This is a genomic window from Nonomuraea soli (assembly GCF_013761175.1).
GTDB classification, from domain to species: Bacteria; Actinomycetota; Actinomycetes; order Streptosporangiales; family Streptosporangiaceae; genus Nonomuraea; species Nonomuraea soli.
The window spans coordinates 939,193-963,981 of sequence record NZ_JACDUR010000001.1 but is presented as its reverse complement, the minus strand read 5'-3'; the positions used below and the strand labels follow the sequence as shown (position 1 = coordinate 963,981).

General features: G+C 72.2%; 27 protein-coding genes and 1 riboswitch. Of the genes, 13 read left to right on the top strand and 14 right to left on the bottom strand.

All coding sequences use genetic code 11. The features are described 5' to 3' along the window. Window positions 1–80: 80 nt before the first annotated feature. Together HNR30_RS04630 and HNR30_RS04625 are read left to right on the top strand one after the other, a co-directional pair. A complete protein-coding gene (locus HNR30_RS04630) occupies window positions 81–557 on the top strand; it encodes a YbaK/EbsC family protein (RefSeq protein ID WP_181608370.1) in 477 nt (158 codons plus the stop codon). Further along, entirely contained in the window at window positions 554–1,096 is a 543-nt protein-coding gene (locus HNR30_RS04625; RefSeq protein WP_181608369.1) for a GNAT family N-acetyltransferase, read from the top strand. The genes HNR30_RS04630 and HNR30_RS04625 overlap by 4 nt, the downstream gene beginning before the upstream one ends. Here HNR30_RS04625 and HNR30_RS04620 read toward each other — a convergent pair. Both HNR30_RS04620 and metF read right to left on the bottom strand, forming a co-directional pair. After that, complete coding sequence (locus HNR30_RS04620; RefSeq protein WP_181608368.1) at window positions 1,088–1,738, bottom strand: hypothetical protein; 651 nt, start codon at window positions 1,736–1,738, stop codon at window positions 1,088–1,090. The genes HNR30_RS04625 and HNR30_RS04620 overlap by 9 nt on opposite strands. Before the next feature lie 24 nt (window positions 1,739–1,762). Then, entirely contained in the window at window positions 1,763–2,686 is a 924-nt protein-coding gene (gene metF, locus HNR30_RS04615; protein ID WP_181608367.1) for a methylenetetrahydrofolate reductase [NAD(P)H], read from the bottom strand. A gap of 52 nt (window positions 2,687–2,738) precedes the next feature. Here metF and HNR30_RS04610 point away from each other — a divergent pair, with 52 nt between their 5' ends. Next, window positions 2,739–3,806 carry a polyprenyl synthetase family protein gene (locus HNR30_RS04610; RefSeq protein WP_181608366.1) on the top strand — a complete coding sequence of 356 codons (1,068 nt, stop codon included), beginning with the start codon at window positions 2,739–2,741 and terminating at the stop codon, window positions 3,804–3,806. 137 nt (window positions 3,807–3,943) lie between these two features. Here the strand turns inward: HNR30_RS04610 and thiE are convergent, their stop codons facing one another. From thiE to HNR30_RS04595, 3 genes are read right to left on the bottom strand one after another with little or no spacing between them, the layout of a single operon-like run. Next, window positions 3,944–4,573 (bottom strand): thiamine phosphate synthase, encoded by a 630-nt coding sequence (gene thiE, locus HNR30_RS04605; protein ID WP_181608365.1) that lies wholly within the window; start codon window positions 4,571–4,573, stop codon window positions 3,944–3,946. Next, window positions 4,563–4,937: an Rv2175c family DNA-binding protein gene (locus tag HNR30_RS04600; RefSeq protein ID WP_181608364.1), complete on the bottom strand. Its 375-nt coding sequence runs from the start codon at window positions 4,935–4,937 to the stop codon at window positions 4,563–4,565. The genes thiE and HNR30_RS04600 overlap by 11 nt, the downstream gene beginning before the upstream one ends. Window positions 4,938–4,967: 30 nt before the next feature. Continuing rightward, window positions 4,968–6,128, bottom strand: a complete 1,161-nt coding sequence (locus tag HNR30_RS04595; RefSeq protein ID WP_181608363.1) for an NAD(P)/FAD-dependent oxidoreductase — start codon at window positions 6,126–6,128, stop codon at window positions 4,968–4,970. 28 nt (window positions 6,129–6,156) lie between these two features. Beyond that, a riboswitch (TPP riboswitch) is annotated at window positions 6,157–6,270 on the top strand. Between HNR30_RS04595 and thiO the strand changes: the two genes are divergently transcribed. The 5 genes from thiO (at window position 6,260) to HNR30_RS04570 (ending at window position 10,537) form a co-directional block, all read left to right on the top strand. Then, window positions 6,260–7,333 (top strand): glycine oxidase ThiO, encoded by a 1,074-nt coding sequence (thiO, locus tag HNR30_RS04590; RefSeq protein WP_181608362.1) that lies wholly within the window; start codon window positions 6,260–6,262, stop codon window positions 7,331–7,333. It overlaps the preceding riboswitch by 11 nt. Further along, window positions 7,330–7,530, top strand: a complete 201-nt coding sequence (gene thiS, locus HNR30_RS04585) for a sulfur carrier protein ThiS (RefSeq protein WP_181608361.1) — start codon at window positions 7,330–7,332, stop codon at window positions 7,528–7,530. The genes thiO and thiS overlap by 4 nt, the downstream gene beginning before the upstream one ends. Continuing rightward, window positions 7,523–8,275, top strand: coding sequence for a thiazole synthase (locus HNR30_RS04580; protein WP_181608360.1), 753 nt, complete (start codon window positions 7,523–7,525; stop codon window positions 8,273–8,275). Before thiS ends, HNR30_RS04580 begins: the two co-directional genes overlap by 8 nt. Window positions 8,276–8,440: 165 nt before the next feature. After that, complete coding sequence (gene pknB, locus HNR30_RS04575) at window positions 8,441–10,357, top strand: Stk1 family PASTA domain-containing Ser/Thr kinase (RefSeq protein WP_181608359.1); 1,917 nt, start codon at window positions 8,441–8,443, stop codon at window positions 10,355–10,357. 30 nt (window positions 10,358–10,387) lie between these two features. After that, window positions 10,388–10,537, top strand: coding sequence for a hypothetical protein (locus HNR30_RS04570; RefSeq protein WP_181608358.1), 150 nt, complete (start codon window positions 10,388–10,390; stop codon window positions 10,535–10,537). A 55-nt stretch (window positions 10,538–10,592) separates the two neighbouring features. Here the strand turns inward: HNR30_RS04570 and alc are convergent, their stop codons facing one another. From alc to HNR30_RS04535, 7 genes are all read right to left on the bottom strand, one after another. Further along, on the bottom strand, window positions 10,593–11,516 hold the full coding sequence (gene alc, locus HNR30_RS04565) for an allantoicase (RefSeq protein WP_181608357.1): 924 nt from the start codon (window positions 11,514–11,516) through the stop codon (window positions 10,593–10,595). A gap of 1 nt (window position 11,517) precedes the next feature. Next, entirely contained in the window at window positions 11,518–12,831 is a 1,314-nt protein-coding gene (gene allB / locus HNR30_RS04560) for an allantoinase AllB (protein WP_181608356.1), read from the bottom strand. Window positions 12,832–12,854: 23 nt separating this feature from the next. Then, entirely contained in the window at window positions 12,855–14,027 is a 1,173-nt protein-coding gene (locus HNR30_RS04555; RefSeq protein ID WP_312894225.1) for a glycerate kinase, read from the bottom strand. 84 nt (window positions 14,028–14,111) lie between these two features. Continuing rightward, window positions 14,112–15,809, bottom strand: a complete 1,698-nt coding sequence (gene gcl / locus HNR30_RS04550) for a glyoxylate carboligase (RefSeq protein WP_181608947.1) — start codon at window positions 15,807–15,809, stop codon at window positions 14,112–14,114. Window positions 15,810–15,811: 2 nt separating this feature from the next. Beyond that, window positions 15,812–16,666: an NAD(P)-dependent oxidoreductase gene (locus HNR30_RS04545; protein WP_181608355.1), complete on the bottom strand. Its 855-nt coding sequence runs from the start codon at window positions 16,664–16,666 to the stop codon at window positions 15,812–15,814. After that, window positions 16,642–17,403 carry a hydroxypyruvate isomerase family protein gene (locus HNR30_RS04540; RefSeq protein ID WP_181608354.1) on the bottom strand — a complete coding sequence of 254 codons (762 nt, stop codon included), beginning with the start codon at window positions 17,401–17,403 and terminating at the stop codon, window positions 16,642–16,644. Before HNR30_RS04540 ends, HNR30_RS04545 begins: the two co-directional genes overlap by 25 nt. Next, window positions 17,400–17,762, bottom strand: coding sequence for an allophanate hydrolase-related protein (locus tag HNR30_RS04535; protein ID WP_181608353.1), 363 nt, complete (start codon window positions 17,760–17,762; stop codon window positions 17,400–17,402). The genes HNR30_RS04540 and HNR30_RS04535 overlap by 4 nt, the downstream gene beginning before the upstream one ends. Window positions 17,763–17,943: 181 nt before the next feature. On the opposite strand from HNR30_RS04535, the gene HNR30_RS04530 reads away from it, so the two are divergent. From HNR30_RS04530 to HNR30_RS04515, 4 genes are all read left to right on the top strand, one after another. After that, window positions 17,944–19,095 (top strand): winged helix DNA-binding domain-containing protein, encoded by a 1,152-nt coding sequence (locus HNR30_RS04530; protein WP_312894223.1) that lies wholly within the window; start codon window positions 17,944–17,946, stop codon window positions 19,093–19,095. Then, window positions 19,082–19,771: a TetR/AcrR family transcriptional regulator C-terminal domain-containing protein gene (locus tag HNR30_RS04525; protein ID WP_181608352.1), complete on the top strand. Its 690-nt coding sequence runs from the start codon at window positions 19,082–19,084 to the stop codon at window positions 19,769–19,771. The genes HNR30_RS04530 and HNR30_RS04525 overlap by 14 nt, the downstream gene beginning before the upstream one ends. Before the next feature lie 86 nt (window positions 19,772–19,857). Continuing rightward, a complete protein-coding gene (locus HNR30_RS04520) occupies window positions 19,858–20,829 on the top strand; it encodes an NAD(P)-dependent alcohol dehydrogenase (RefSeq protein WP_181608351.1) in 972 nt (323 codons plus the stop codon). After that, entirely contained in the window at window positions 20,826–21,503 is a 678-nt protein-coding gene (locus tag HNR30_RS04515; protein WP_181608350.1) for an NAD(P)-dependent oxidoreductase, read from the top strand. The genes HNR30_RS04520 and HNR30_RS04515 overlap by 4 nt, the downstream gene beginning before the upstream one ends. A gap of 4 nt (window positions 21,504–21,507) precedes the next feature. Here HNR30_RS04515 and HNR30_RS04510 read toward each other — a convergent pair whose 3' ends face one another. Then, on the bottom strand, window positions 21,508–22,986 hold the full coding sequence (locus HNR30_RS04510) for a hypothetical protein (protein WP_181608349.1): 1,479 nt from the start codon (window positions 22,984–22,986) through the stop codon (window positions 21,508–21,510). A gap of 45 nt (window positions 22,987–23,031) precedes the next feature. Between HNR30_RS04510 and HNR30_RS49035 the strand changes: the two genes are divergently transcribed. Continuing rightward, window positions 23,032–23,559 carry a CGNR zinc finger domain-containing protein gene (locus HNR30_RS49035; RefSeq protein WP_181608348.1) on the top strand — a complete coding sequence of 176 codons (528 nt, stop codon included), beginning with the start codon at window positions 23,032–23,034 and terminating at the stop codon, window positions 23,557–23,559. Window positions 23,560–23,571: 12 nt separating this feature from the next. On the opposite strand, the gene HNR30_RS04500 is transcribed toward HNR30_RS49035, so the two are convergent. Next, complete coding sequence (locus tag HNR30_RS04500; protein ID WP_181608347.1) at window positions 23,572–24,756, bottom strand: XdhC family protein; 1,185 nt, start codon at window positions 24,754–24,756, stop codon at window positions 23,572–23,574. Window positions 24,757–24,789: the final 33 nt, after the last annotated feature.

Genomic DNA, 24,789 nt, shown 5'->3' with positions numbered 1-24,789 from the left:
GCGTTAACAATCGAATCAAGCGACCCTAGCGCACCACCATGAAAGGGTATTTCGCCGGTCAAGCTGTTTAGAGTGTCCGCATGTCGGAAAAGTTGCACCCCAACGCCGTACGGGTAGCGTCCGCTCTGCGTGAGCTCGGCGCGACCGGCGAGATCGTGGTCCTGCCCGAGTCCGCGCCCACCGCGGCGACCGCCGCGGCCCAGCTGGGCTGCGAGGTCGGGGCGATCGCCAACAGCCTGATCTTCGACGCGGACGGCGAGCCGTTGCTGGTGCTGACCAGCGGCGCGCACCGGGTCGACGTGGAGCTGCTGGCCAGGACCGCCGGGGTGAGCAAGGTACGCCGGGCCACGCCGGAGTTCGTGCGGGCGGCCACGGGGCAGCCGATCGGAGGCGTCGCGCCCGTGGGCCACCCGGCCAGGGTGCGCACCCTGGTCGACACCTGGCTGGCCAAGCACGAGGTGGTGTGGGCGGCGGGCGGACATCCGCACACCGTCTTCCCCACCGGTTTCGAGGAATTGCTGCGGATCACGGATGGGACCCCGGTGGACGTCGAATGATCGAGTTGCGCGGTGCCGAAGCGGCGGAGTTCGACACCCGCCTCGACGAGGTGATCGACGTCTACGCCCAGGCCATGCGCGCGCCGGTGGAACAGCTGCCGGGCCGCAAGTCGATCATGCGCAGCCACGGCTCCTACCCGGCGTTCCAGTGCCTGTTCGCCGAGCTGTACGGCCGGACGGTGGGCTTCGCCTACGGCTTCCACGGGGCGCACGGCCAGTGGTGGCACGACGTCGTGCACCGCGCCCTGGCCGAGCAGCAGGGCAGGGAGGCGGCCGACGCCTGGCTGGGCAACGCCTTCGAGCTGGCGGAGATCCACGTGCACCCCGACTACCAGGGCAAAGGGGTCGGGCGGGCGCTCATCAAGGCCCTGTGCGCGGGGCGGCAGGAGCGCTCCGTCGTGCTGTCGACGCACGACCAGCCCACGATCGCGCGGCACCTGTATCGCAAGCTGGGGTTCGTCGACCTGCTCAGCCCGTTCGTGTTCCCCGGCGGGCACGAGCTGTACGCGATCGCGGGGACGACGCTGCCGCTACGGTGAGTCCTTCTCCAGCAGCTCCAGGGTCGCCTGCATCGAGTCGCGGACGCTCTCCTGCTCCTCCTTCGTCAGCGGGACGATCCGCACCGCTCGCATGTCCTCGATCAGCCGCTCCGTGGCCTCGTCGTCGAGCATCAGGCAGTCGCGCAGGTAGGTCTCGACGTACGACCTGTGCGGGTCGTCGAGGCGGACGGGACCGGCAGGTTCCAGGAGCTCGGGCGGGAACTCCACCTGCAGGGGCATCGGTGCCGGGACCGCCTCCGCGGCCCTGTCGGTGACCACCGGCACCACCGCGACCACGACGAGCAGCAGCGCGGCGGTGATCCGTTGCCAGAGTGGCGCCCCGGTCACGTAGGCCGCCACCGCGTAGCTCGCCACGGCCAGCAGGATCGCCCCGCCGTACCTCAGGGCCACCGGCACCTCGGCCAGCTGGAGGGCGGCCAGCGCCCCGACGGGCGCGCAGATCGCGGTCATGGCCGGATCGCGCACCTTGCACCATCGGGCGACCACCCAGCCCGCGGGAAAGATCAGCAGCCAGACGAGCAGGAGGATCCGGGAACCGGGTGCGGCGAGCGCCAGCGGCGCGCCGAACACGGCTCCCATGACCAGACCTGCCCGCGCCCCGGCGGCGAGGTCCGCTCGCATACCTCGACTATGACATCGGCTCCGTCAGGCGGAAAGTGCCTGCGCGGTCTGGATGCGCTGGAAGACCTCGGCCGTGGCGCTGGAGCGGTTGAAGGTGATGAAGTGAAGGCCCGGGACGCCCTCGTCGAGCAGCCTCTGGCTCATCTCGGCGCAGTGGTCGATGCCCAGGCTGCGCACGGCCGCCTTGTCGTCGGCGATCGCCTCGAACCTCGCGGCCAGCGCGGCCGGGAAGGGCGCGCCGGTGAGCTGCTCGGAGCGGGCGATGGTGCCCATCGCGGTCACCGGCATGACGCACGGGATGATCGGGGTGTCGCATCCGGCGGCGGCGACCCGGTCGCGCAGCCGCAGGTAGTCGTCGGCGTCGAAGAACATCTGCGTGATCGCGTAGTCGGCGCCCGCCTCGCACTTCTTGACGAAGTAGGACACGTCGGACTCGATGGACGGCGAGCGCGGATGCTTGTACGGGAAGGCCGCCACGCCCACGCAGAAGTCGCCCGACTGCCTGATCAGCCGGACCAGCTCCTCGGCGTACAGCACGCCCTCGGGGTGCTGGACCCACTCGCCCATCGGGTCGCCGGGAGGGTCGCCGCGCACGGCCAGGATGTTGCGCACCCCGGCGTCGGCGAAGCGCCCCACCAGGTGGCGCAGCTCGCGGATCGAGTGGTTGACGGCCGTGAAATGCGCCACAGGGGTCAGCGTGGTCTCGTGGGCGATGCGCTCCACCACGTCGACCGTGCGGTCGCGCGTCGAGCCGCCCGCGCCGTACGTCACCGAGACGAACGTCGGCCGCAACGCCTCAAGCTGCCGGATCGCCCGCCACAACTGCCGTTCGCCCGCGTCGTCCTTCGGCGGGAAGAACTCGAAGGAGAACGTGCGGCGCCCCGTCGCGAGGAGCTCGCGGACGGTCGGAACACGGTCGGGCAGAACGGAGGGGCGACCCAAAGCCATGCACCAAGGGTACCGACACTGGGAGCTACGACCCAGCCACTAGTCTCAAAGCATGACCATCGAAGCCGCGAGCATGGACGGCCTGCGCACCTCGGTCGAGCACGCCCTGCGCGAGTTCGTCGACCGGCAGACGGCCATCGTCAGCGGACCCGAGCTCGCCCCGCTCCTCCAGGCGGCCGGCGAGCTGCTGTCCGGCGGCAAGAGACTGCGTCCCGCCTTCTGCTTCTGGGGCTGGCGCGCCGCCGGCCGCGAGCAGACCCCCGAGATCTTCACCGCCGCCGCCTCACTCGAACTCCTGCAGGCCAGCGCCCTGGTCCACGACGACGTGATGGACTCCAGCGACCTGCGCCGCGGCAAGCCCTCGGCCCACCGCCGCTTCGAGGCGCTGCACGCCGAGTCCGGCTGGTACGGCTCGGCCGAGCAGTTCGGCGTCGGCTCCGCCATCCTGCTGGGCAACCTGCTGCTCATCTGGTCGGGTGAGATGTGGCGCACCAGCGGCCTGCCGCCCGAGGCCCTGGCCGCCGCGCAGCCGGTGCACGACCACATGCGCACCGAGCTCATGTGCGGGCAGTACCTCGACCTGCTGGAGCAGGCGCACGGCGAGAACACCTTCGACTCGGCGCTGCGCGTGGCCCTGTACAAGAGCGGCAAGTACTCCGTCGAGCAGCCGCTGCGGCTCGGCCTCACCCTCGGCAACGGCGCGCCCGCGCCCTGGATCGACGACCTGTGCGTCGGGTACGGCACGCGCGTGGGCATCGCCTTCCAGCTGCGCGACGACATCCTCGGTGTGTTCGGCGACCCCGTGGAGACCGGCAAGCCCGCCGGTGACGACCTTCGCGAGGGCAAGCGCACCATGCTCGTGGCGCGCACCCTGGCCGCCGCCTCCCCCTCCGAGGCGGCCACCGTACGCGAGCTGCTGGGCGACCCGGGGCTCGACGCGGCGGGGGTGGCCACGCTGCGCGCGATCTTCGAGGACACGGGGGCTCTTCAGGAGTGCGAGGACCTGATCGCCGACTACCTGGAGCAGGCGCTGACCGCGCTGGACGGCGCGCCGATCACCGACGACTCGCGGCGGGCGCTCATCGAGCTGGCCATCGCCGCCACGGCGCGCAAGACCTGAAAAGTCAGGAGCCGCGCAACCATGGGGCTGCGCGGCTCGAAGAAGGACCGCCCTGGTCGGGCGGGTTGGCTCGGGCGGGTTGGCTCGGACGGGTTTGCCGGCTCGGGCTCAGGCGGCTCGGGTCAGGCGGCTCGGGGTCAGGCGGCTTGGCTCAGGCGTTTGGCGAACTCCGACGCCGCGGCGCCCGGGTCGCCGGCCTCGGTGATCGCCCTGACCACCACGACGCGGCGCACGCCGTACGCCATGACCTCGTCGAGATTGTCCAGGTCGATGCCGCCGATGCCGAACCACGGCCGCCCGGTGCCCAGCCCGGCCGCGTGCCTGAGCAACGCCGGGCCAGGGGCGTGGCGCCCCGGCTTGGTCGGCGTCGGCCAGATCGGCCCGCAGCAGAAGTAGTCGACCCCCTCCTCCACGGCCGCCGCCGACGCCTCCTCGACGGAGTGCGTGGAGCGGCCGATCAGGATGTCGGGCCCGAGCAGGTCGCGTGCCACCGCCACCGGCAGGTCGTCCTGCCCGAGGTGCAGCACGTCGGGCTTGGCGGCGTAGGCGATGTCGGCGCGGTCGTTGACCGCCAGCAGCTTGCCGTGGCGGTCGCAGGCGTCGCGGAAGACCTCGAGCAGCGCGAGTTCCTCTCGCGCCTCCAGCCCCTTCTCGCGGAGCTGGACGATGTCGACGCCGCCTGCCAGCACCGCGTCGAGGAAGTCGGCCAGGTCGCCGCGCTCCCGTCGTCCGTCGGTGCAGAGGTAGAGCCTGGCGTCAGAAAGCAAGGGCCTGTGCCCGCCGCTTGACCTCGGTGTGCCGACCGGCCTTGATCGCGTCGATGGGCGCGCCCGGCAGCGACTCGTCGGGCGTGAACAACCAGCGCAGCGCCTCGACGTCGTCGTAGCCGGCGTCGAAGAGCACGGTCAGGGTGCCGGGCAAGCCCTTCCACACGTCCTTGCCGTCGAGGAAGGCGGCGGGCACCTGCGGCCCGCCCGGGCCCCGTCGTACGCCGAGGAGCTTGTGGTCCTTCAGGAGCTGCTTGGCCCGGCCGATCGTCAGGTCGAGGCGCTTGGCCACTTCGGGGAGAGTCAGCCACTCGTCGACGAGCTGCTCGGTCTCCCGGTCTATCTGTGCAACAGAGAGCGTCACGACACCACAACTACCACATGCCGTCCTTGCTCAAACTACACAGTCTCGTAGAGATACCTGTGGATCCACCAGCAACGCCACGTCGACATGCTGACCTGATTCGATGACACGGCGGCCCTGGACGAGGTCTCGCGGGCGGTCGACGGTCAGGACGGCGCTGAGCCGGTCGTCGTCGGTGAGCCAGCACGCGGTCCACTTCGGCTCCTGCTCGCCGCGATAGACCAGCCTGGCTCCCTGCTGGTCTCCGGCGAACTGGACCATGTGGCCGAACTGCTCCGACCAGAAGTACGGCACCGGGTCGTAGGCCTGCTCCTCGCCCAGGACGGTGGCGGCGGCGACCTCGGGGGCGCTGAGCGCGGTGTCCCAGTGCTCCACCCGCAGGTGGCGGCCGTAGCGGCGCGACCACCAGCTGGCGCAGTCGCCCACGGCGACGACGCCCGGCATGGAGGCGCGCAGGTATTCGTCGGTGACGACGCCGTTGTGCAGGTCGATGTCGGCGTCGGCCAGCCATTCGACGGCCGGGCGCACGCCGATGCCGGTGACCACGACGTCGGCGTCGAGGAACTCGCCGTCGGCCAGCAGGACGCCGCCCTCGTCGACCTCCCTGACCATGGTCCGCAGGCGCAGGTCGATGTGCTCGTACCAGGGCAGGGTGCGGGCGCCGATCTCGGAGCCGAGGACGTGGCTCAGCGGCGCGGGACCCGCTTCGACGACCGTCACGTCGCATCCGGCCTTGCGGGCGGCGGTGGCGACCTCGGCGCCGATCCAGCCGGCGCCGATGATCACCACGCGGGCGCCCGGCACGAACGTCACGCGCAGCAGGTGGGCGTCGTCGATGGTGCGCAACGTCTGCTGCGGCCCGTCGCCGGGCAGCGTGATCGGGTCGGCGCCGGTGGCGATGATGAGACGGTCGAAGGGCAGCTCCCCCTCGGTGGTCTCGACGACGCCCTCACGCAGGCCCTTGGCGGCCACGCCCGGCCGGAAGTCGACCCGCAGCGCCTCGAGGTCGGAGTCGACCGTGGTGGTGTCGGTCTGGCCCATGAGCACCGCCTTCGACAGCGGTGGACGATCGTAGGGGCGGTGTCTCTCCTGCCCCACCAGGGTGATGTGTCCCTCGAAGCCGCGCCCGCGAAGGGCCTCAACGCTGCGTATTCCGGCCAGACCGGCGCCGACGACCACCACTCGATTCACACTCAGACCCTAACCGGTAGGCTGAAGCCGCAAGACGCGCGGGAGTCCGGCCGAACCGGGCTGAGAGGAAGGCTTCGCGGGCCTTCGACCGCAGACACCTGATCCGGATCATGCCGGCGAAGGGAGCGGACATGGATGTGATCGTGGGCGGCGGCGTCGCCGGGCTCTCCGTGGCCTGGAGGCTGGCCCGCTCGGGACGACCGGTGACGGTCGTCGATCCGGCGCCCGCCTCCGGCGCCTCCCACGCGGCCGCGGGCATGCTCGCCCCGGCCAGCGAGACCGACTACACCGAGGAATCGCTGCTGCGGCTGGGGGTGGAGTCGCTGCGGCTGTGGCCGTCGTTCGCGGCCGAACTCGCCGCCGACGCCGCACCCGCCGGTGACTGGGCGGCGATGCTCGACTACCGGACCGAGGGCACGCTCGACGTGGGCTTCGACGCCGACGACCTGGCGGCACTCGACGAGCTGGCCTCCTTCATGGACAAGCTCGGCCTGCCCGTCGAGCGCCTGACCGGCCGCCAGTGCCGCCGCCTGGAGCCGATGCTGGCGCCGTCGGTGCGTGGCGGCATCCACGCGCCCCAGGACGCCTGGGTCGACCCCAGGAAGGTCACGGCGGCCCTGCTCAGGGCCCTCGGCCGCCGCGGCGGCCGGCTGGTGCGCGCCAGGGCGGAGCAGGTGCGGCCCGGAGCGGTCCTGACGGAGGGCGGCGAGGTCGTCGAGGCCGAACGGGTGGTGCTGGCGGCCGGGGCCTGGAGCGGCGGGCTGGCCGACGTGCCGGTGCGCCCGGTCAAGGGCCAGATCCTGCGCCTGCGCTCCCCCAGGCCGCTGCTGTCCAGGTGCGTGCGCGGCCTGGTGCACGGCCGCCCCGTCTACCTCGTGCCGCGCGGCGACGGCGAGCTGGTCGTGGGCGCGACCCAGGAGGAGCTCGGCTTCGACACCACGGTGACCGCCGGAGGCGTCTACGAGCTGCTGCGCGACGCCCGCGAGCTGGTTCCCGGGGTCACCGAGCTGGAGCTGGCCGAGTCGGTGGCGGGCCTGCGTCCCGGCACTCCCGACAACCTTCCCCTCATCGGACCGCACCGGGGCCTGACCCTGGCGACCGGCCATCACCGCGGCGGGGTGCTGCTCGCCCCGCTCACCGCCGCGATCGTCCTGGGCGAGGCGAGCGAGCCGGCGGCGCTGTGCTCACCGGAGAGGTTCCTATGAAGCTGACGATCAACGGGGCCGCGCACGAGGTGCCCGAGGGCATCACCGTGGCGCAGGCCGTACGAGAACTGACCGAGCAGACCACCGGTGTGGCCGTCGCGGTCAACGACGAGGTGGTACGGCGGGGCGCGTGGGAGTCCACCGCCCTGGACGAAGGAGACAGGGTCGAGGTGCTGACGGCGGTGCAAGGTGGATGACCTGATCATCGCGGGCGAGAAGTTCGCCTCGCGGCTCATCATGGGCACGGGCGGCGCTCCTTCGCTGGAGGTGCTGGACCGGGCGCTGGTCGCGTCGGCGACGGAGCTGACGACCGTGGCGATGCGGCGGCTGGATCCGGGGGCGCGGGGCTCCGTGCTCGATGTCTTGAAAAAGCGGGACATCAGGGTGTTGCCGAACACCGCCGGGTGCTTCACGGCGGGCGAGGCCGTCCTGACCGCCCGCCTGGCCAGGGAGGCTCTCGACACCAACTGGGTCAAGCTGGAGGTCATCGCCGACGAGCGCACCCTGCTGCCCGACCCGATCGAGACCTTCGACGCCGCCGAGCGACTGGTCGCCGACGGCTTCGTCGTCCTGCCGTACATCGGCGACGACCCGGCGCTGGCGCGCAGGCTGGAGCAGGCGGGCTGCGCGGCGGTGATGCCGCTGGGCGCGCCCATCGGCTCGGGCCTGGGCATCCGCAACCCGCACAACATCGAGCTGATCGTGGAGGCCGCCGGGGTGCCGGTCATCCTCGACGCGGGCATCGGCACCGCGAGCGACGCGGCGCTGGCGATGGAGCTGGGCTGCGACGCCGTCCTGCTGGCCACCGCGGTGACGCGCGCCCGCGACCCCGAGCTGATGGCCGGGGCGATGCGCCTGGCCGTGGAGTCGGGGCGCATGGCCAGGCAGGCGGGCCGCATCCCGAAGCGGCACCACGCGCTGGCGTCGTCGCCGATGGACTGAGGCGGGGCGGCGGGGCCCGGCCGGGCCCCGTCGTGGCCGTCCCTTCACCCCCACTACTCACATCGGCCCAAAACGACCTGCGGGAAGGCGCTCCGGCCATCGAAACGGCATCGGTTTCGGATGCTCCTGCCCTCCCGGTGGCAAATCGCCCGTAAACTCGGCTCCGTGGACACGACGACTGCGGACCCCCTCGTCGGGCGGCTACTCGACGGGCGATACCGCGTCGAGTCCCGGATCGCCCGCGGCGGAATGGCGACCGTCTATCTTGCCCTGGACGTCCGGCTCGACCGCACGGTCGCGCTGAAGGTGATGCACCGCTCCCTGGCCGAGGACCCCGCCTTCGTGCGCCGGTTCATCGGCGAGGCCAAGTCGGTGGCGAGCCTGTCGCACCCGAATGTCGTGCACGTCTTCGACCAGGGCACCGACAACGACGTGGTGTACCTGTCGATGGAGTACGTGCCGGGTCGCACCCTGCGCGACATCCTGCGCGAGCGCGGCAGGCTGGCCGCGCGCGAGGCGCTCGAGATCATGATCCCGGTGCTGGCGGCGCTCGGCGCGGCCCACCAGGCGGGCATGGTGCACCGCGACGTCAAGCCGGAGAACGTCCTGCTGACCGACGACGGCCGGGTCAAGGTCGTCGACTTCGGGCTGGCGCGCGCGATCGAGGCGACCAACCAGACCCGCACCGGCATGATGATCGGCACGATCGGCTACATGTCGCCCGAGCAGGTGACCACGGGCGGCGCCGACGTGCGCAGCGACGTGTACTCCGCGGGCATCATGCTGTTCGAGCTGATCACCGGGCGGCAGCCGTACGAAGGCCAGACCCCGATGGCGGTGGCCTACAAGCACGTGCACGAGACCGTGCCCCCGGCCGCCTCGCTGGCCCCGGACACGCCCCAGCTGATCGACATGCTGATCGCCCAGGCCACGGCGCACGAGCCGGAGCGGCGCTACCAGGACGCCTCGGCGATGCTGGTGGCCGCGGTCGACGCCCACCGCCTGCTGCCCAGGCACGGCGGGAGCGGGGCGCATCAGGTGACCGCGTCGCCGATGCCCGCGCCGCCGGTGACGGGCGTGCACGCGATGCCGAGCGCGCCGCAGGCCGCGCCCTCGCACACCCTCATCCAGCCGCGTGCCGAGGTGCGGGCCGAGCGCCGCGGGTTCCGGCCCAACTGGTTCCTCATCGGCCTGGCGATCATGATGGCGGCGGCGATCGGGCTGACCGCCTACTTCGTCGCCCAGCCCACCTACGTGCAGATCCCCGACCTGGTCGGCCAGAACGTCACCACGGCCAAACAGGCGGCCGCCTCCAAGGGCTTCAAGGTGACCGTCGTCGACGGCCAGTACGACGACAAGGTGGCCAAGGGCAGGGTGTTGTCGACCGACCCGCCCGCGGGCACCTCGGTCGAGGAGGCCTCGGCGTTCTCGATCGTGCCGTCGCTCGGGCCGAAGCTGGTCACCGTGCCCGGCCTGCGCGACCTGACAGAGGAGCAGGCCCGCACCCAGCTCGCCGACGCCGGGCTCAAGGCCAAGGTCGTCAAGATGGAGAACCTGGAGGTCGAGCGGGGCAAGGTGCTGGAGAGCCGTCCCGCGGCCGGCGAGCAGGTCAAGGCGGGCACCACCGTCGAGGTGCGCATCAGCAACGGCATGCTCATGCCCGACATGGCCGGGCTGCCGCGCCAGGAGGCCGAGGCGCACCTGCAGGGGCTCGGCCTGGGTGTGCAGGTCCAGGAGGTCGACGACGACGCCGAGCCGTGCACGGTCATCGCGCAGGTGCCCAAGGCCAAGTCGCCCGTCACCAAGGGCCAGCAGACCCAGCTGACCGTCGTCAACTGCGGCTTCAGCCTGCCCGACTGGTGGATGCGCGGCAACGACGGCGAGGCGCGCGACGACAGCGGCTTCTCCACGGTCCCGTCGGTGGTCGGCAAGAACCTCAAGGACGCCCAGCAGGAGCTGCAGCAGCTGGGCTTCAAGGTGAAGGTCAAGCGGCTGCTGGGCACCGGTGTGGTGCGCTTCCAGCGTCCCGGTCCGCCGCTGGCGGAGGTGCCCCCGGGCTCGACCGTCACGCTCTGGCACTGATCCCAGCCCGGGGCGGGCATGCACGCGCCGATGACGCCCCTGTCGGGCAGGCCGCCCGGCCACCGGGCCGCGGCTCGGCTGCTGGTCTCGGGTGACGAGGTGTTCGTGCTGGACACCGGCTCCGGCGGGCGCACGCCCGTGGGGCGGTGCGTCCCGCCGGCTACTCAGGGGCGGTGGTGACGGTACGGCCCGGCCTGCCGTACCTGATGGTGCAGCGGGTCGGCCTGCCGGGGAATCACACGGTGTCGGTGATGTGACCCAGCAGGCGCACCCTGGCCAGGCCCCCGTCAGGGTAGATGTCGACGCGCACGTGCGTGACCGGTGGCGCGTCGGCCAGCCGGAAGCGGTGCGGCGCGTCGGGGTCGAGCCTGGTCTTCGGCAGCAGCTCCACCTCGGTGTCGCCGTCGATGCCGGTGAGGGAGACCCAGCCGGGCGCGTTGAAGATCAGGTTGGTGGTGTCGATCTCCACCAGCTTGATCGTGCCGCGCGCTGCCAGCCGGATGACCAGCCACTCGTTGCCCTCGACGCGTCGGCGCGCGGTCTCCCAGCCTTCGGCCTGGTGGCGGGAGAGCCCCGGCGCGATGACGTTGTTGGGCGCGGAGTAGTACTCGTTGGAGCACTCGGTCACCAGGGCGCCGTTGGCCAGGGCGGCCAGGTCGAGGCCGAGCCCGTCGTAGATCGACAGGTCGGTGCGCACCTCGCCGTGCACGCGCAGGCGCGCGACGCCGCCGTCGGGGAAGATGTTGAGCCGCACGTGGGTGTAGGTGGCGTCGTCGTCGACCTCGAAGTGGTGCTCGGCGTCGCCCTTGAGCTCGCTCCTGGGCACGATCTCGACCCAGGTCTCCAGGTCGGCGCTGGCCTCCACGGAGGCGTGGGGCGGGTAGTTGCCCTTGAACCACGCGGTGTCGATCACGATGCCGCGGATCACGCCGGGAAGGCCGAGGCGCACGATCGCCCAGTCGTGGCCGGGCTCGCGGCGGCGGCGGGTCTCCCAGCCGTCGTAGACCTGACCCTTGTTGCCGAATGTCTCGGCCTGGAAGGCCGGACGTCCCGGGCGGATGAGGCTCTCCCTCTCGGCGAACGACTCGTCGTTGGCGGCGATCACCGCCCCGCCGTGGCCGCGCAGCGCCAGATCGGGCAGGCTGGTGAAGCGGGTCATCTCACGTGCTCACTTTCTTCAGGAACATTCCGTACGGCTCGCTGCCGATCTCGCCGCCGCGCAGCCAGGTGGTCTCCACCACTCCCCTGAGCCGCCGGCCGTGGTAAGGCGTGACCGGGTTCTTGTGGTGCAGGGCTCCGGCGTCGACCAGGTGATCGGCTTCCGGGTCGAAGGCGACGAGGTCGGCATCGTTACCCGGCTTAATAGCACCTTTTCCTGAAATTTCGCCCAGAGCGGCCGGTGCCTCGGCCATCCACCGCACCACATCGCTCAGCGTGTGCCCCCGCCGCGACGCCTCCGTCCAGATGGCCGTCAGCCCCAGCTGGAGCGAGGCGATCCCGCCCCACGCCTTGGAGAAGTCGGGCACCTTCAGGTCGGCGGTCGACGGCGAGTGGTCGGAGACGACGCAGCTCAGCACCCCCCGCGCCAGCCCCTCCCACAACCGGTCACGGTTGGCCGAGTCGCGGATCGGCGGGCAGCACTTGAACGCCGTCTGGCCCTCGGGCACCAGCTCGGCCTCCAGGGTCAGGTAGTGCGGGCAGGTCTCCGCCGTGATCCGTACGCCCGACCGCTGGGCCGCCTCCAGGGGCTCCAGGCACTCGGCGCTCGACACGTGGAGGATGTGGGTCCTGGCCCCGGTCTGCCGGGCGAGCTCGATCACCTGCTCGACGGCCCGCCGCTCCGACCTGCCCGGTCTGCTGTCGAGGAACTGGCCGTAGGAGGGCCCTTCCGGCTCGGTCAGCAGCTGGGGGTCCTCGGCGTGCACCACGAGCAGCGCGTCGAGCCCGGCCAGGCGGGTCATGACCTGGCGCACCTCGTCGAGGCTCAGGTGCGGGAACTCCTCGACGCCCGACGGCGACAGGAAACACTTGAAGCCGTACACGCCCTGCACGTGCAGGGCGGCCAGGTCGGCGAGGTTGCCGGGGATCGCCCCGCCCCAGAAGCCCACGTCCACCCAGCACTGGCCGGTCGCGGCCTTCTGCTTGGTCCGCAGCGCGTCGGCGTCGACCGTCGGCGGCAGGGAGTTCAGCGGCATGTCGACGATCGTCGTCACGCCGCCGGCCGCCGCCGCGCGCGTCGCGGAGGCGAAACCCTCCCAGTGGGTCCTGCCCGGCTCGTTCACGTGCACGTGCGTGTCGACGAGGCCCGGCAGGAGCGCCTTGGTGCCGAGGTCGACCTCGCGCGCTCCGCGCACGCCGGACTCGTGCGGCTCGACGGCGCTGATCCTGCCCCGGTCGACCACCACCGTCGCGGGTCTCACGCCGTCGGGCGTGACGACCCTGGTGGAGCGGATCACCAGGTCGTGCTCGCTCATGTTCGCCTGTCCTCCTTCGTGGCTCATGACAACCGCTCCCGCGCCACCACCGCGCCCAGCTTCTCCAGCAGGGGTCCGGCCTCGGCGATGCAGCGGCCGGTGTCGGGTTCGAGGTCGGTGAGGGCGTAGGCGGCCTCGATGCCGGCGGCCTGGAGCTCCTCGTCGCCGAGGTCGCGCCTGCCGCACACGGCGATCACGGGCACGCCCGCCTTGGCCGCCGCCTGGGCGACGCCGACGGGCGCCTTGCCGCGCAGCGACTGCGCGTCGAGCGAGCCCTCGCCGGTGATGACCAGGCGGGCGCCGGTGACGTGCTCGCCGAAGCCGAGGAGGTCGAGCAGGTACTCGATGCCGGGCCGTACCTCGGCGCCGAGGAAGGCGAGCGCGGCGAAGCCGACGCCGCCCGCGGCGCCCGCGCCCGGAGCTCCGGCGACGCCCATCGGGCGTGGGGTGCCGTCGTGCTCGACGGCGCCCACGAGACCGTGGGTGTGGGTGGCGACGGCGGCCAGGCGGGCCAGGGCCGACTCCAGGAGGGCGACGTCGTCGGGGGTGGCGCCCTTCTGCGGGGCGTACACGGCGGCCGCGCCGTGCGGGCCGAGCAGCGGGTTGTCGACGTCGCTCGCCACGACGACCTCGACTCCCGCGAGGCCGGTGAAACCCGACAGGTCGACGCGGTCGAGCTCACGCAGCGCCGCGCCGCCCCTGGGCAGGTCGGCGCCGGAGGAGTCGAGCAGGCGGGCGCCGAGCGCCTGGACCAGGCCCGCGCCTCCGTCGGTGCAGGCGCTGCCGCCGAGGCCGAGCACGATGCGGCGGGCGCCGGCGTCCAGGGCGTGGGCGATCAGCTCGCCGGTGCCGAAACTGGTGGCCGTCAACGGCTGCAGCTCACCGGGCAGCCGCCGCAGCCCCGAGGCCTCCGCCAGCTCGATCACGGCGGTGCGGCCGGAGTCGTCCCAGGCGTAGGAGGCGGTCACGGGCTCCCCCGTCGGCCCCGTGACGGACACCTCGACCCGTGCGAAACCGCAGGCCACCACCGCGTCGACAGTCCCGTCTCCCCCGTCGGCGACGGGCAGCGCGACACTGGGCACGCCGAGCCCGGCCGCCAGGTGGGCGCAGACCTCGGCGGCCGTCAGCGAGCCCTTGAACTTGTCGGGTGCGATCAACACATGGTTCCGGGCGTGGTTCTGGACGGGGTCAACCACTGCGAACTCCTCCGGCGATGATGAACAATAGGCGGAACACGCCTTCCTGCCCGGTGCGAGCGGGCAGGAAGGCGTGCCCCATCATCACACCTGGGCCGCGAGCGGTTCGAACTCGGCCACCGCATCGATCGACGGACCGTGCGGGGTGTTCGCCTCGCGCTCGATCATGATCTCGACGAGCACCGGCCGCGAGAGCCGCTGCGACTCCTTGACCGCCCACTCCAGCGAGGGCCGGATGTCGGCCGGGTCGAACACCCGGCGTCCCGCGCAGCCGTACGCCTCCATGATCTTGACGTTGTCGGTGCCGTACTCGTCGAAGTGGATGTTCACCTCGTAGTTCATGGAGTACGGGATCGACGCCTGGCGGATCAGGCCCAGATACTCGTTGTTCAGCATGATCAGCACGAACGGCACGTCGTACTGCGCCGCCACGGCCAGCTCCTCGACGAGGAACTGGAAGCCGTAGTCGCCGACCACGCCCACGACCTGCGCCTCGGGGGCGGCCTTCTTGACGCCGATCGCGGCCGGGATCTCCCAGCCGAGCGGGCCCGCCTGGCCGCAGACCTGGTAGCGGCGGGGCTTGCCCGCCTTCTGGTGCTGGCCGCCCCAGATCTGGTAGAGGCCGATCGCGGTGACGAAGTACGTCTCGTCGTCGAAGAAGTCGTTGATCTCCTTGTAGACGCGCGGCGCCTTGACCGGGATGTCGTCGAAGTCCTCGCGCCTGGTCAGGGTGCGCTTGAGCTCGCCGACGCGGGCCGTCCACGCTCCGGGCGTACGGCTCAGGCCACGGCTTGTGGCCGAGGCGATGAGAGCCTGGAGGAACAGCCGGGTGTCCGAGACGACCCCCAGGTCGGGCTCGAAGACCCTGCCGATCTGGGTGGGCTCGATGTCGACGTGGATGAACTGCCGCTCGCCCCGGTAGACGTCGAGGGTGCCGGTGTGGCGGTCTCCGAACCGGGCGCCGAGGGCCAGGACCAGGTCAGACTCCAGGAACGAGGCGTTGCCGTACCTCTGGGAGGTCTGGATGCCGGTCATGCCGGCGTACAGCGGGTGGTCCTCGTCGATGGAGCCCTTGCCCATGAGGGTGGCCTGCACGGGGATCTGCAGGAGCTCGGCCAGTTCGCGCAGTTCGGCCGAGGCCTCGCCGAGGATCACACCGCCGCCCGCGAGGATGAGCGGGCGCTCGGCGGCCAGCAGCATGTCCAGCGCGCGCTCGACGCGGGGGGCGTGCGGCTCGACCTTCGTGACGGGCAGCGGGGCGTCGATCGCGGGGTCGTACTCGATGATCTGCCTGGCGACGTCGACCGGGATGTCGATGAGCACCGGGCCCGGCCGTCCCGAGCGGGCGACGCGGAAGGCCTCGCGGAAGATCCACGGAGCCTGGCCGGCCTCCTTGAGCTGGACCGCCCACTTGGTGACGGGCTTGGCGATCTCGACGATGTCGACCGCCTGGAAGGCCTCCTGGTGCAGCTTCGTGGAGGCCGCCTGGCCGGTGATGACGATCATCGGGATGGAGTCGGCGAAGGCGGTGTACAGGCCCGTGATCATGTTGGTGCCGGCCGGGCCGCTGGTGCCGATGGCGACGCCGACCCTGCCGTTGGTGCGGGCCCAGCCGTCGGCCATGTGGGTGGCGCCCTCCTCGTGCCGGACGATGAGGTGCTCGATGCCGCCGAGCTCCTCCATCGCCTTGTACAGCGGCAGGATCGCCGCGCCTGGGCAGCCGAAGGCCACGTCCACGCCCTCGTCGCGCATGACGTGGACGACGGCGTTCATTGCGGGCATCTTCATCGGGACGACAACCCTTCGACGACCTTGAGCAGAGCGGAGTGATCGAGCGAGCCGTACCCCTGGGCACGGGCGCTCGCGATGAGCTGGGCGGTCAGGGCGCCCATGGGCAGGGCGACCTCGGCGGTGCGAGCGGCGTCGAGGATGATGCCCATGTCCTTGTGGTGCAGGTCGATGCGGAAGCCGGGGGCGAACTCCCGGTTGAGCATCGAGGTGCGCTTGAGCTCCAGGATGCGCGAGCCCGCCAGCCCTCCGGCGAGCACGTCGAGCCCGGCCCCGGCGTCGACGCCCGCGGCCTCCATCAGCACGATGGCCTCGGCGACCAGGGCGTAGGTGCCGCCGACGACGAGCTGGTTGGCCGCCTTGACGAACTGGCCCGCTCCCGGGCCGCCGACGAGCTTGAAGGTCTTGCCGACCGCCTCGAAGATCGGGCGGGCCGCCTCGAAGTCGTCCTGGGATCCGCCGACCATGATCGACAGGACGGCGTCGGCCGCGCCCTTCTCGCCGCCGGAGACCGGGGCGTCGAGGGTGCGCTTCCACTGGGAGGCGAGCGTGCGGGAGGTCTGCGGGGTGATGGTGGAGAAGTCGATGTACAGCGCGCCGGCCGGGGCGTGCTCGGCGATCTCGGGGAAGACCGCCAGGACCTGGGGGTCGGCGGGGAGCATGGTGATGACCACCTCGGCCTCCCGTACGGCCTGCGCCACGCTGTCGGCGAAGCGCCCGCCGAAGTCGACCGGCTGCAGGTCGTGGCCGGTGACATCGTGCCCGGCGGCGACCAGGTGCCCGGCCATGGGACGGCCCATGATGCCCAGCCCGATGAAGGCGATCTTCACTGCGTGAACTCCTTGATCCATTCGAAGTCGAGATCCGGGTCCTTGTACTCAAGACCCACCCAGCCGTCGTAGCCGTCGAGCAGTTCGGCCAGGGGCAGTTCGCCCGTGCCGGGGCGGCCGCGGCCGGGGTTGTCGGCGATCTGCACGTGTCCCGTCAGGGGGTGCGCCAGCGCGGCGGGCAGGTCCTCGCCCATGCGCGCCAGGTGGTACAGGTCGCACAGGAAGCGCACGTTGGGCTCGCCGACCGCCTCGATCACGTCGAGCGCGGCCCTGGCCGACACCAGCGGGTAGGAGGGCGACTCGTAGGAGTTGAGCGCCTCGACCAGCACCACGGCGCCGATGCCCGCGGCCTTGGAGGCGGCCAGGCGCAGGTTCTCCAGCGCCAGCTCGTCCTGCTGGGCGTCGAGGCCGCCGACCCGGTTGCCGTACAGGGCGTTGAGCGCGGTGCAGCCCAGGCGCCCGGCGATGCCGACCGCCACGTCGAGGTTGTCGCGCAGCCGTACGGCGTCGGCGGGACGGGAGAACAGCCCGCGCCCGCCTTCGGGAATGTCGTCGGCGAAGTTCAGCCCGACCAGGCGCACCCCCGCGTCCTCCACCGCGCGGACGAACGCGTCGACCTCGCGCTCCCCTGGCACGTCGGCGGCGAACGGCCACCAGAACTCCACCCCCTCGAATCCGGCGGCGCGAGCGGCGGCGGGCCGCTCGGTCACCGGCAGGTGCGTGAAGAGGATGGAGCAGTTCACGTCGAATCTGATCATCCGGCCCACCTGCCCCGGGTCGTGATGTCGACCAGCTCGGCGTGCGAGACGACCGGCCGGCGCAGCAGCATGGCCAGCGACGAGCCGCCGTCGGCCAGCTCGATCACCCCCAGCTCGAGTTCGGGTGGTTCGGCGGGCAGGAGCCTGTCGCGCAGGACGTCCAGGTCGACGTCGTACAGCTCGCCCGCGATCGCGGCGCCGCCGTGGGAGACGGGCGACAGGGCGGGGCAGCGCCCGCCGACGGAGTAGAAGCGGTACTTGGCTGCGGTCTCGGTCTCGGCGACGAGCGGCGACCCGTCCAGCAGGTGGTGGAGGGGTCCGCCGCGCATGGCGCCGCCGTTGAGGAACATCAGGGCCATCGCAGGTCCTCTCGCAAGGTGAGGCCCGTAGGTCCGCCCGGGTGCGAGCCGGGCGGCGCGGTACCTGCTGGCTTCGTGTGTCCCAGTACACAATCCGCTCCGGCGCTCGCGATAGCGGCAAGACGTCCGAAGCTCCGTGCCGGTTGGCGCGCCGGAGTTGTGCCATGGTCCAATCGGTGCTGTGCGTACGATCACGGCTGCCGAGCGCCGCGCCCGACTGGGTGTGCGGCACGCGCTGACGGCTCCTGCTCCCGGCGTGGCCGCCGCGGCCTCGGCGGTCGTGGCCCTGCACGCCACCGACCCGGCCACCGTCTACCTGTCGGCCGGGGCCCGCATCGCCGATCCCGGGCTGGAGCGCATCGAGCGGGAGCTGTACGACGGTTCGCTGGTGCGCCTGCACGGCATGCGCCGCACCGTCTTCGTGGTGCCCGCCGAGCTCGCGCCCGTCGTGCACTTCTCCACCAGTGCCGCCATCGCGGTGCGCGAGCGCAGGCAGCTGGTCAAGCACATGGCCGAGGGCGGGCTCGCATGGAGCCCCGAGGACATGGCCGACGTCGAGGCGGCGGTGCTGCGGCTGGTGGCCGAGCACGGCGAGATCAGCGTGAACGAGCTGACCGCCGCCGAGCCGCGGCTGCGCGAGCAGATGCGCTTCGGGATCGGCAAGCCGTACGAAACGAGCCAGGCGATCGGCTCGCGGCTGATCGCGCTGCTCGGCATGGAGGGCAGGATCGTCCGGCGCGGCCGCACCGCGGGCACCTGGATCAGCCAGCAGCACAACTGGTCGGCGGGGCCGCCGCTCCTGGAGCTCGACGTGCGCGAGGCGCAGGCGCGGCTCGTACGGCACTGGCTGGCCGCCTTCGGCCCCGGCACCGAGGCCGACGTCAAGTGGTGGACCGGCTGGAACCTGGGCGACACCCGCAGGGCGCTCGCGGCGGTCGGGGCCGTGGAGGTCGACTGCGGGTTCGTCCTGCCCGACGACCTCGAACCCGTCGCCGCGCCCGGCCCCTGGGCGGCGTTCCTGCCCGCGCTCGACCCGACGCCGATGGGCTGGCAGCAGCGCGACTTCTACCTGGAGCCCGAGCACCGGGCGGCGTTGTTCGACCGGAGCGGCAACATCGGGCCGACCGTATGGTGGGAGGGCAGGATCGTCGGCGGCTGGGCGACCCGCGCCGACGGCGAGATCGTCTGGGAGCTGCTCGACGACGTCGGGTCCGACGCCGGGGCGCTGATCGAGGCCGAGGCGGCGAGCCTGTCGAAGTGGCTCGGTGGTGCGAAGGTGATTCCGAGATTCCGTACTCCCCTGGAGCGTAAGCTGTCCCATGTGGATCGATGAGGAGACCGACGCGCAGCCGCGCGTCCCGCTGAGCAGACGCCGTGTCCTGCGCACCGCCGTCGCGATCGCCGACGAGGCGGGCGTCGAGGCGCTCACCATGCGGCGGCTGGCCTCCGAGCTCGGCGTCGAGCCCATGTCGCTCTACCACCACGTCGCCAACAAGGAGGCGATCCTCGACGGCCTCATCGAGGTGATCGTCGGGGAGATCCTGGAGGCGGTGGGCGGCCTGTCCGGCGACGACGGATGGCAGGCGGCGCTGCGGCGGCGCATCCTGGCCGCCCGCGAGGTGCTGCTGCGCCACCGGTGGGCGCCCGCGGTCTTCCAGACCCGCAAGGAGATCGCCGCGCCGCTGATCGCCTACTACGACGGCGTGCTGGCCATCCTGCGATCCGGCGGTTTCTCCTGGGACCTGGCGCACCACGCCATCCACGCCCTGGGCAGCAGGGCGATCGGCTTCGCCATGGAGCTCTTCCAGCCCGACGACGCCGGCTCCGGTGACGACGACCCGGAGATGATGGCGATGATGGCCCAGCAGTTCCCGAACATCGCGGGGATGATGGCGGCGATCGTGCACGACGATCCCGACACCACGCTGAGCTGGTGCGACGACCAGTCCGAGTTCGAGTTCGGGCTCGATCTGCTCCTTGAGGGCCTGGAGCGCCGCCGCTCCTCCTGAGAACCCTCTCAGTTCTGGGCCTTGACAGACTTACGCCGTATGGCACCCTTATGGCGTATGGCAACCTTACAGCGTATGGAGCGATCATGAAGGCCTGGACCTGGGAGCGCTACGGCTCTCCCGACGTGCTCGAGATGCGTGACATCGACCCGCCCCTGCGCAAGGAGGGCGAGGTCCTGGTGCGGGTGCGCGCCGCCTCCGTCAACCCCTACGACTGGCGCCACCTGCGCGCCGACCCGCAGTTCATCCGGCTGTACGCCGGACTGCGCCGCCCCAAGCCCGGCTCCATCCTCGGCGCCGACCTCGCCGGAGTCGTCGAGGACGCACCCGCCGGCTCCGCCTTCCGCCCCGGCGACGAGGTCTTCGGCGACGTGCAGCTCGGCGCCTTCGCCGAACTCGTCTCCGCGCCGCAGGGCCGCCTCGCCGCCAAGCCCCACGGCCTCACCTTCGAGGAGGCCGCCGCCCTGCCGATGGCCGGCCAGACCGCCATGAAGGCGCTGGAGACGCTGCGGCCCGGCCAGCACGTCCTGGTCAACGGGGCAGCGGGAGGCATCGGCACCTGCGCCGTCCAGCTCGCCAAGGCCGCCGGAGCCGTCGTCACCGGCGTGTGCGGCACCCGCAACGCCGACCTCGTGCGCTCCATCGGCGCCGACCGCGTCGTCGACTACACCCGCACCGACTTCACCCGCTCGGGCGAGCGCTACGACCTCATCGTGGACCTCGTCGGCAACCACTCGCTGCGGCGCTTCCGCCGCGCCCTGGCCCCCCGCGGCACGCTCGCCCTGGTCGGCGGGCTGACCGGCGGCGGACGGCTGTTCGGGCCGCTCATCCAGATCGTCACGGGCTCGCTCATGACGCGCTTCGTACGCCAGAACATCACCCCCATCACCTGGGAGCCGGGCGCCGAGTCGCTGCGCCGCCTCGCCGCACATGCCGAGGCGGGGGACATCAGGCCCGTCATCGACCAGGTCTTCCAGTTCGCCGAAGTGCCCGAGGCCGTACGCCACGTCGAGAGCCGCCACGCCCGTGGCAAGGTCGTCATCGGAGGGATCGCATGAAGGTCTGCATCGTCGGCGCTTCGGGGAAACTCGGGCGCTACATGGTCCAGCACTGCCTCGAGCGAGGCTACGAGGTCGTCGGCGTCTGCCGGCCCGGCAGCGTCGGCAAGCTCGCGCCGTACGCCGACCGCATCACCATCCTGCCCGGCAAGACCAACGACCGCGAGGTCATCCGCAAGGCCGTCGCCGGGTGCGACGGGGTGCTGTCGGTCCTGGTGCCGTGGAGGGTGCAGCAGTACTCCAGCGGCACCGCCCAGGCGGTGCTCGACCACGCCGAGCCCGGAGCGCGGCTGATCTTCTCGTGCGGGTGGCACATCACCCGCGACGGGCGCGACGTCTACCCGTGGACCTTCCGGCTGATGCTGAAGGTCGTCGCCCCGCTGATGCGGCTCGCACGCTTCGCCGAGATCGACGACCAGATCGAGGCCTGCCGCCGCATCTTCGCCAGCGACACCCGGTGGACCGTCGTGCGCGGGAGCGACCTGGAGGAGGGCGAGAGCCAGGGGCTGCCGGTCTGGAGCAGGCACGTGGGGGACCCGATCCTGGCCAGCAACATGACGCGGCGGGTGGACTTCGCGTTGTTCATGGTGGCGGCGCTCACCGACGACACGCTCGTCCAGGAGGCTCCGGCCATCAACGGGTGCCGCACGCCGTCGGCGCTGGCCCACGCCTGAGCGCTCACCGGCCCCGCGCCGCCTCGGTGGCGTGCTCGGCGGCCTGCTCGGCGGCGTGCTCGGTGGCCTGCTCGGTGGCCTGCTCGGTGGCCTGCTCGGCGGCCTGCTCCGGGGCTTTCTGGAGGTGCATGGCGGCCTGCCCGGTGGTGCGCCGGGCACGCGCCTCCGCCGCCGACGAGGCGAGCGCCACGACGGCGCCCACCACCGCACACAGCCCGATCGCCGCCTGGGCGCCCCACGACTCCACCATCCGCGCCACCACCAGCCCCGCCGCCCCGAACCCCACCCCCGCGGCGGCATAGGCGGCCGAGAATCCGGCGGCCCACTGCCTCTCGTGCAGCCTGTCCTGCAGGGCCACCGCCCGCGCGGTCAGCGCCGGGGTGGAGAACGCCCCCGCCACCACCACGAGCGCCGCCACGGCGGGCAACGACGGCATGGACACGGCGATCACCAGAGCCCCGGTGATCGCCACGTACAGCACCACCGCGTGCCGCAACGGCGTACCCCGCCAGGTCCGCGCGCCGTACAGCAGGCCGCCCGCGATGCCGGCCAGCGAGAAGCCGGTGAGGATCGGACCGGCCAGGCCCGCGCCGGCGCCGAAGCCGGTGAGCAGGAGGGGCAGGCAGAAGCTGAGGCCCGCGAAGGCGAACATCAGCCCGGCGTCGAAGGCCATCGCCGTCCACGCCACCCGCCAGAGCCCCGCCTCCCGCCGCCCGGCCGATGTCACGCCGCCGGCCTCTCCACCGCTCGGCCCCTCGCCGCCCGTCCCGCCACCGCCTGTCCTGCCATCGCCTGTCCTGCCATCGCCTGGCCTGCCAACGCCCGGCCTCCCGTCCCCGGCCCCTTCGCTCCCCCGCGTCTCGTCGCCGGTCCCGTCCCTCCCCCGCCCGGCGGTTCCCTGCGCCGCCGGGTCGCGCAGCCACAATCCGGTCAGCGCCCCCACCGCCGCCAGAAGGCTCATGCCGTACACGGCCGCCGACGGCGCCACGACGGCCAGCAGCGCGACGAGCCCCGGCGCGGCCGTCCACACCAACGTGCTCAGTGCCGACTCCACGCTCAACGCCGGCACCCGCGCGCTCGCGGGCGCCGTACGGACCACCCAGGCCCGCAACCCGCCGTGCGCGCCCGCCGGAGCAGCCCCGCCTATCGCGGCCAGGACCAGGAGCCCGGCCAGCGGCAACTCCCCCGAGAACCGGGCCAGTACGGCGAACACCACGGCCTCCACCGCCAGCACCACGGCCACCTCCCGCCGGGCGGGGCGACGGTCGAAGCGACGTCCCAGCGGCGCGGCGGCCACCGCCTCCGCGAGCGCGTGCACGCCGCCCAGCAACGCTCCGATCGCGTACGAACCGGTCGCGGCGTGGCCCAGGTAGACGAGGGCGAGCGGCGCCATCGCCACCGGGAACCGCTGGGCGACCAGCACCGCGAGCCAGACGGGCAGCCCGGGAGCACGAAGGACTTGCGCGTATCTGTTACCAGTCATATCTATAGACGGTAACTGTTACCGGCTAAGTGGTAAAGTGGTTACATGTCGGAGAGCGAGGCACCGGGCGAGCTGGAGCAGGTCAGAACCTTCCTCAACACGTGGTGGTTGCCCAACGAGACCCGCGTCCCGGAGGACCGCCTCCCCGCACTCGCCGCCGACGCGGGGGCATGGCGGCGGGAGATGCCGGGGATCCCGGCCGAGGCCGGCCTGGAGGGCTTTCGTACGGCACTGCGCGAGGCCCTGGGTGACCCGGTGGCGCTTCAGGAGTGGGCGGAGCGGCACCCCCTTCGTGTGGAGTTCACCGAGGGCGGGGTGGTGCTGAGGCCCGAGCGTGACGGTGCGGTCGGCCGGATCCTGGCGATAGTGGCCGACGCGGTGGGGGCTGGGCGGTGGGCGAGGTTGAAGGCGTGCCCGGACTGCGGATGGGTGTTCTACGACCACAGCCGCAACGGGAGCAGGCGCTGGTGCGTGATGAACCCGGGCGGCAGCGAGGCACGCGGATGCGGGAGCATCGCCAAGGTCCGCGCATACCGGCAACGGATCAGGCAGGCACCGGACAGCACACCTTAGGCCCGGAGGCGCTCAGACGGCCGGGCGGAGGCGGGAGTGGATCGGGCCGGTGGTCGCCGACAGCGGCAGGCCCGTGCCGCCGCGGCGCAGCGCGACGAACTCGGCGGCGATCGACAGCGCGGTCTCCTCAGGCGTGCGGGCGCCGAGGTAGAGGCCGATCGGCGAGTGCAGCTGGGCCAGCTCGCCATCGGTGAGGCCGGCCGCGCGCAGGCGATCGAGACGGTCGTCGTGGGTGCGGCGCGAACCCATGGCGCCCACGTAGGCCACGTCCAGGCGCAGCGCCACCTCCAGGAGGGGGACGTCGAACTTGGCGTCGTGGGTGAGGACGGCGATCACGGTGCGGGTGTCCACGGGGGTGCGGGCGAGGTAGCGGTGGGGCCATTCGACGACGACCTCGTGGGCGTCGGGGAACCGGCGAGGGGTCGCGAAGACGGGGCGGGCGTCGCAGACGGTGACGTGGTAGCCGAGGAGGCGGCCGACCTTCGTCAGGGCGGCGGCGAAGTCGATGGCGCCGAAGACGATCATGCGTGGGGGCGGGGTGTGGGATTCGACGAAGACGCGGCGCGAGCACAGGTCGCGCACGCCGGTCTGGCCGGCCTCCAGCATGGCCCGAACCTCGGCCACCAGCTCGGGGTCGCCGCCGCTGTCACGGGCGGGCCAGACGACGGTGAGCCGGGGCCGCGTCGCGCCGGGAGAAGCGGACGACGAAGCGGGCGTGAGGCCCAGATCGGGGGACGCGGGCGGCGTGAAGCCCAGATCGGGCGGCGAGGCGGGCGTGAGGCCCCGATCGGGCGGCGAATACGGTGTGACCTCCGAATCCGGCAGGGTGCGCACCAGGGCCACCGGCTCGTCCGCGGCCAGCGACTCCACGTACCCCGCCAGCCCGTCCGCCCCCGGCCACACCAGCACGTCGATGATCCCCCCGCACGTCAGCCCCACCGCGAACGCCTCGTCGTCGCTGTACCCGAAGCGCCGCAGCACGGCCTGCCCCGTGGAGATCACCTCCAGGCACAGCTCGTACACCGCCCCCTCCACGCACCCGCCCGACACGCTCCCGATCGCCTCGCCGTCGATGCTGACCGCGAGGGCGGCGCCGGGCTGGCGGGGGGCGCTGCCGCTGGTGGAGACGACCGAGGCGACGGCGAAGGCGCGTCCCTCGGCGAGCCAGGCGCGCAGGGCCGGGGCGAGTTCCCGCATGACGTGCTCCTTACGAGAAGAGGGGGCCGCGCC

Bases quoted from the DNA above. Each gene is read 5' to 3' on its own strand.
- HNR30_RS04630 (WP_181608370.1), top strand. From the start codon at position 81: ATGTCGGAAAAGTTGCACCCCAACGCCGTACGGGTAGCGTCCGCTCTG.
- HNR30_RS04625 (WP_181608369.1), top strand. From the start codon at position 554: ATGATCGAGTTGCGCGGTGCCGAAGCGGCGGAGTTCGACACCCGCCTC.
- HNR30_RS04620 (WP_181608368.1), bottom strand. From the start codon at position 1,738: ATGCGAGCGGACCTCGCCGCCGGGGCGCGGGCAGGTCTGGTCATGGGA.
- metF (WP_181608367.1), bottom strand. From the start codon at position 2,686: ATGGCTTTGGGTCGCCCCTCCGTTCTGCCCGACCGTGTTCCGACCGTC.
- HNR30_RS04610 (WP_181608366.1), top strand. From the start codon at position 2,739: ATGACCATCGAAGCCGCGAGCATGGACGGCCTGCGCACCTCGGTCGAG.
- thiO (WP_181608362.1), top strand. From the start codon at position 6,260: ATGGATGTGATCGTGGGCGGCGGCGTCGCCGGGCTCTCCGTGGCCTGG.
- thiS (WP_181608361.1), top strand. From the start codon at position 7,330: ATGAAGCTGACGATCAACGGGGCCGCGCACGAGGTGCCCGAGGGCATC.
- HNR30_RS04570 (WP_181608358.1), top strand. From the start codon at position 10,388: ATGACGCCCCTGTCGGGCAGGCCGCCCGGCCACCGGGCCGCGGCTCGG.
- alc (WP_181608357.1), bottom strand. From the start codon at position 11,516: ATGACCCGCTTCACCAGCCTGCCCGATCTGGCGCTGCGCGGCCACGGC.
- allB (WP_181608356.1), bottom strand. From the start codon at position 12,831: ATGAGCGAGCACGACCTGGTGATCCGCTCCACCAGGGTCGTCACGCCC.
- gcl (WP_181608947.1), bottom strand. From the start codon at position 15,809: ATGCCCGCAATGAACGCCGTCGTCCACGTCATGCGCGACGAGGGCGTG.
- HNR30_RS04545 (WP_181608355.1), bottom strand. From the start codon at position 16,666: ATGGATCAAGGAGTTCACGCAGTGAAGATCGCCTTCATCGGGCTGGGC.
- HNR30_RS04540 (WP_181608354.1), bottom strand. From the start codon at position 17,403: ATGATCAGATTCGACGTGAACTGCTCCATCCTCTTCACGCACCTGCCG.
- HNR30_RS04535 (WP_181608353.1), bottom strand. From the start codon at position 17,762: ATGGCCCTGATGTTCCTCAACGGCGGCGCCATGCGCGGCGGACCCCTC.
- HNR30_RS04525 (WP_181608352.1), top strand. From the start codon at position 19,082: ATGTGGATCGATGAGGAGACCGACGCGCAGCCGCGCGTCCCGCTGAGC.
- HNR30_RS04520 (WP_181608351.1), top strand. From the start codon at position 19,858: ATGAAGGCCTGGACCTGGGAGCGCTACGGCTCTCCCGACGTGCTCGAG.
- HNR30_RS04515 (WP_181608350.1), top strand. From the start codon at position 20,826: ATGAAGGTCTGCATCGTCGGCGCTTCGGGGAAACTCGGGCGCTACATG.
- HNR30_RS04510 (WP_181608349.1), bottom strand. From the start codon at position 22,986: ATGACTGGTAACAGATACGCGCAAGTCCTTCGTGCTCCCGGGCTGCCC.
- HNR30_RS49035 (WP_181608348.1), top strand. From the start codon at position 23,032: ATGTCGGAGAGCGAGGCACCGGGCGAGCTGGAGCAGGTCAGAACCTTC.
- HNR30_RS04500 (WP_181608347.1), bottom strand. From the start codon at position 24,756: ATGCGGGAACTCGCCCCGGCCCTGCGCGCCTGGCTCGCCGAGGGACGC.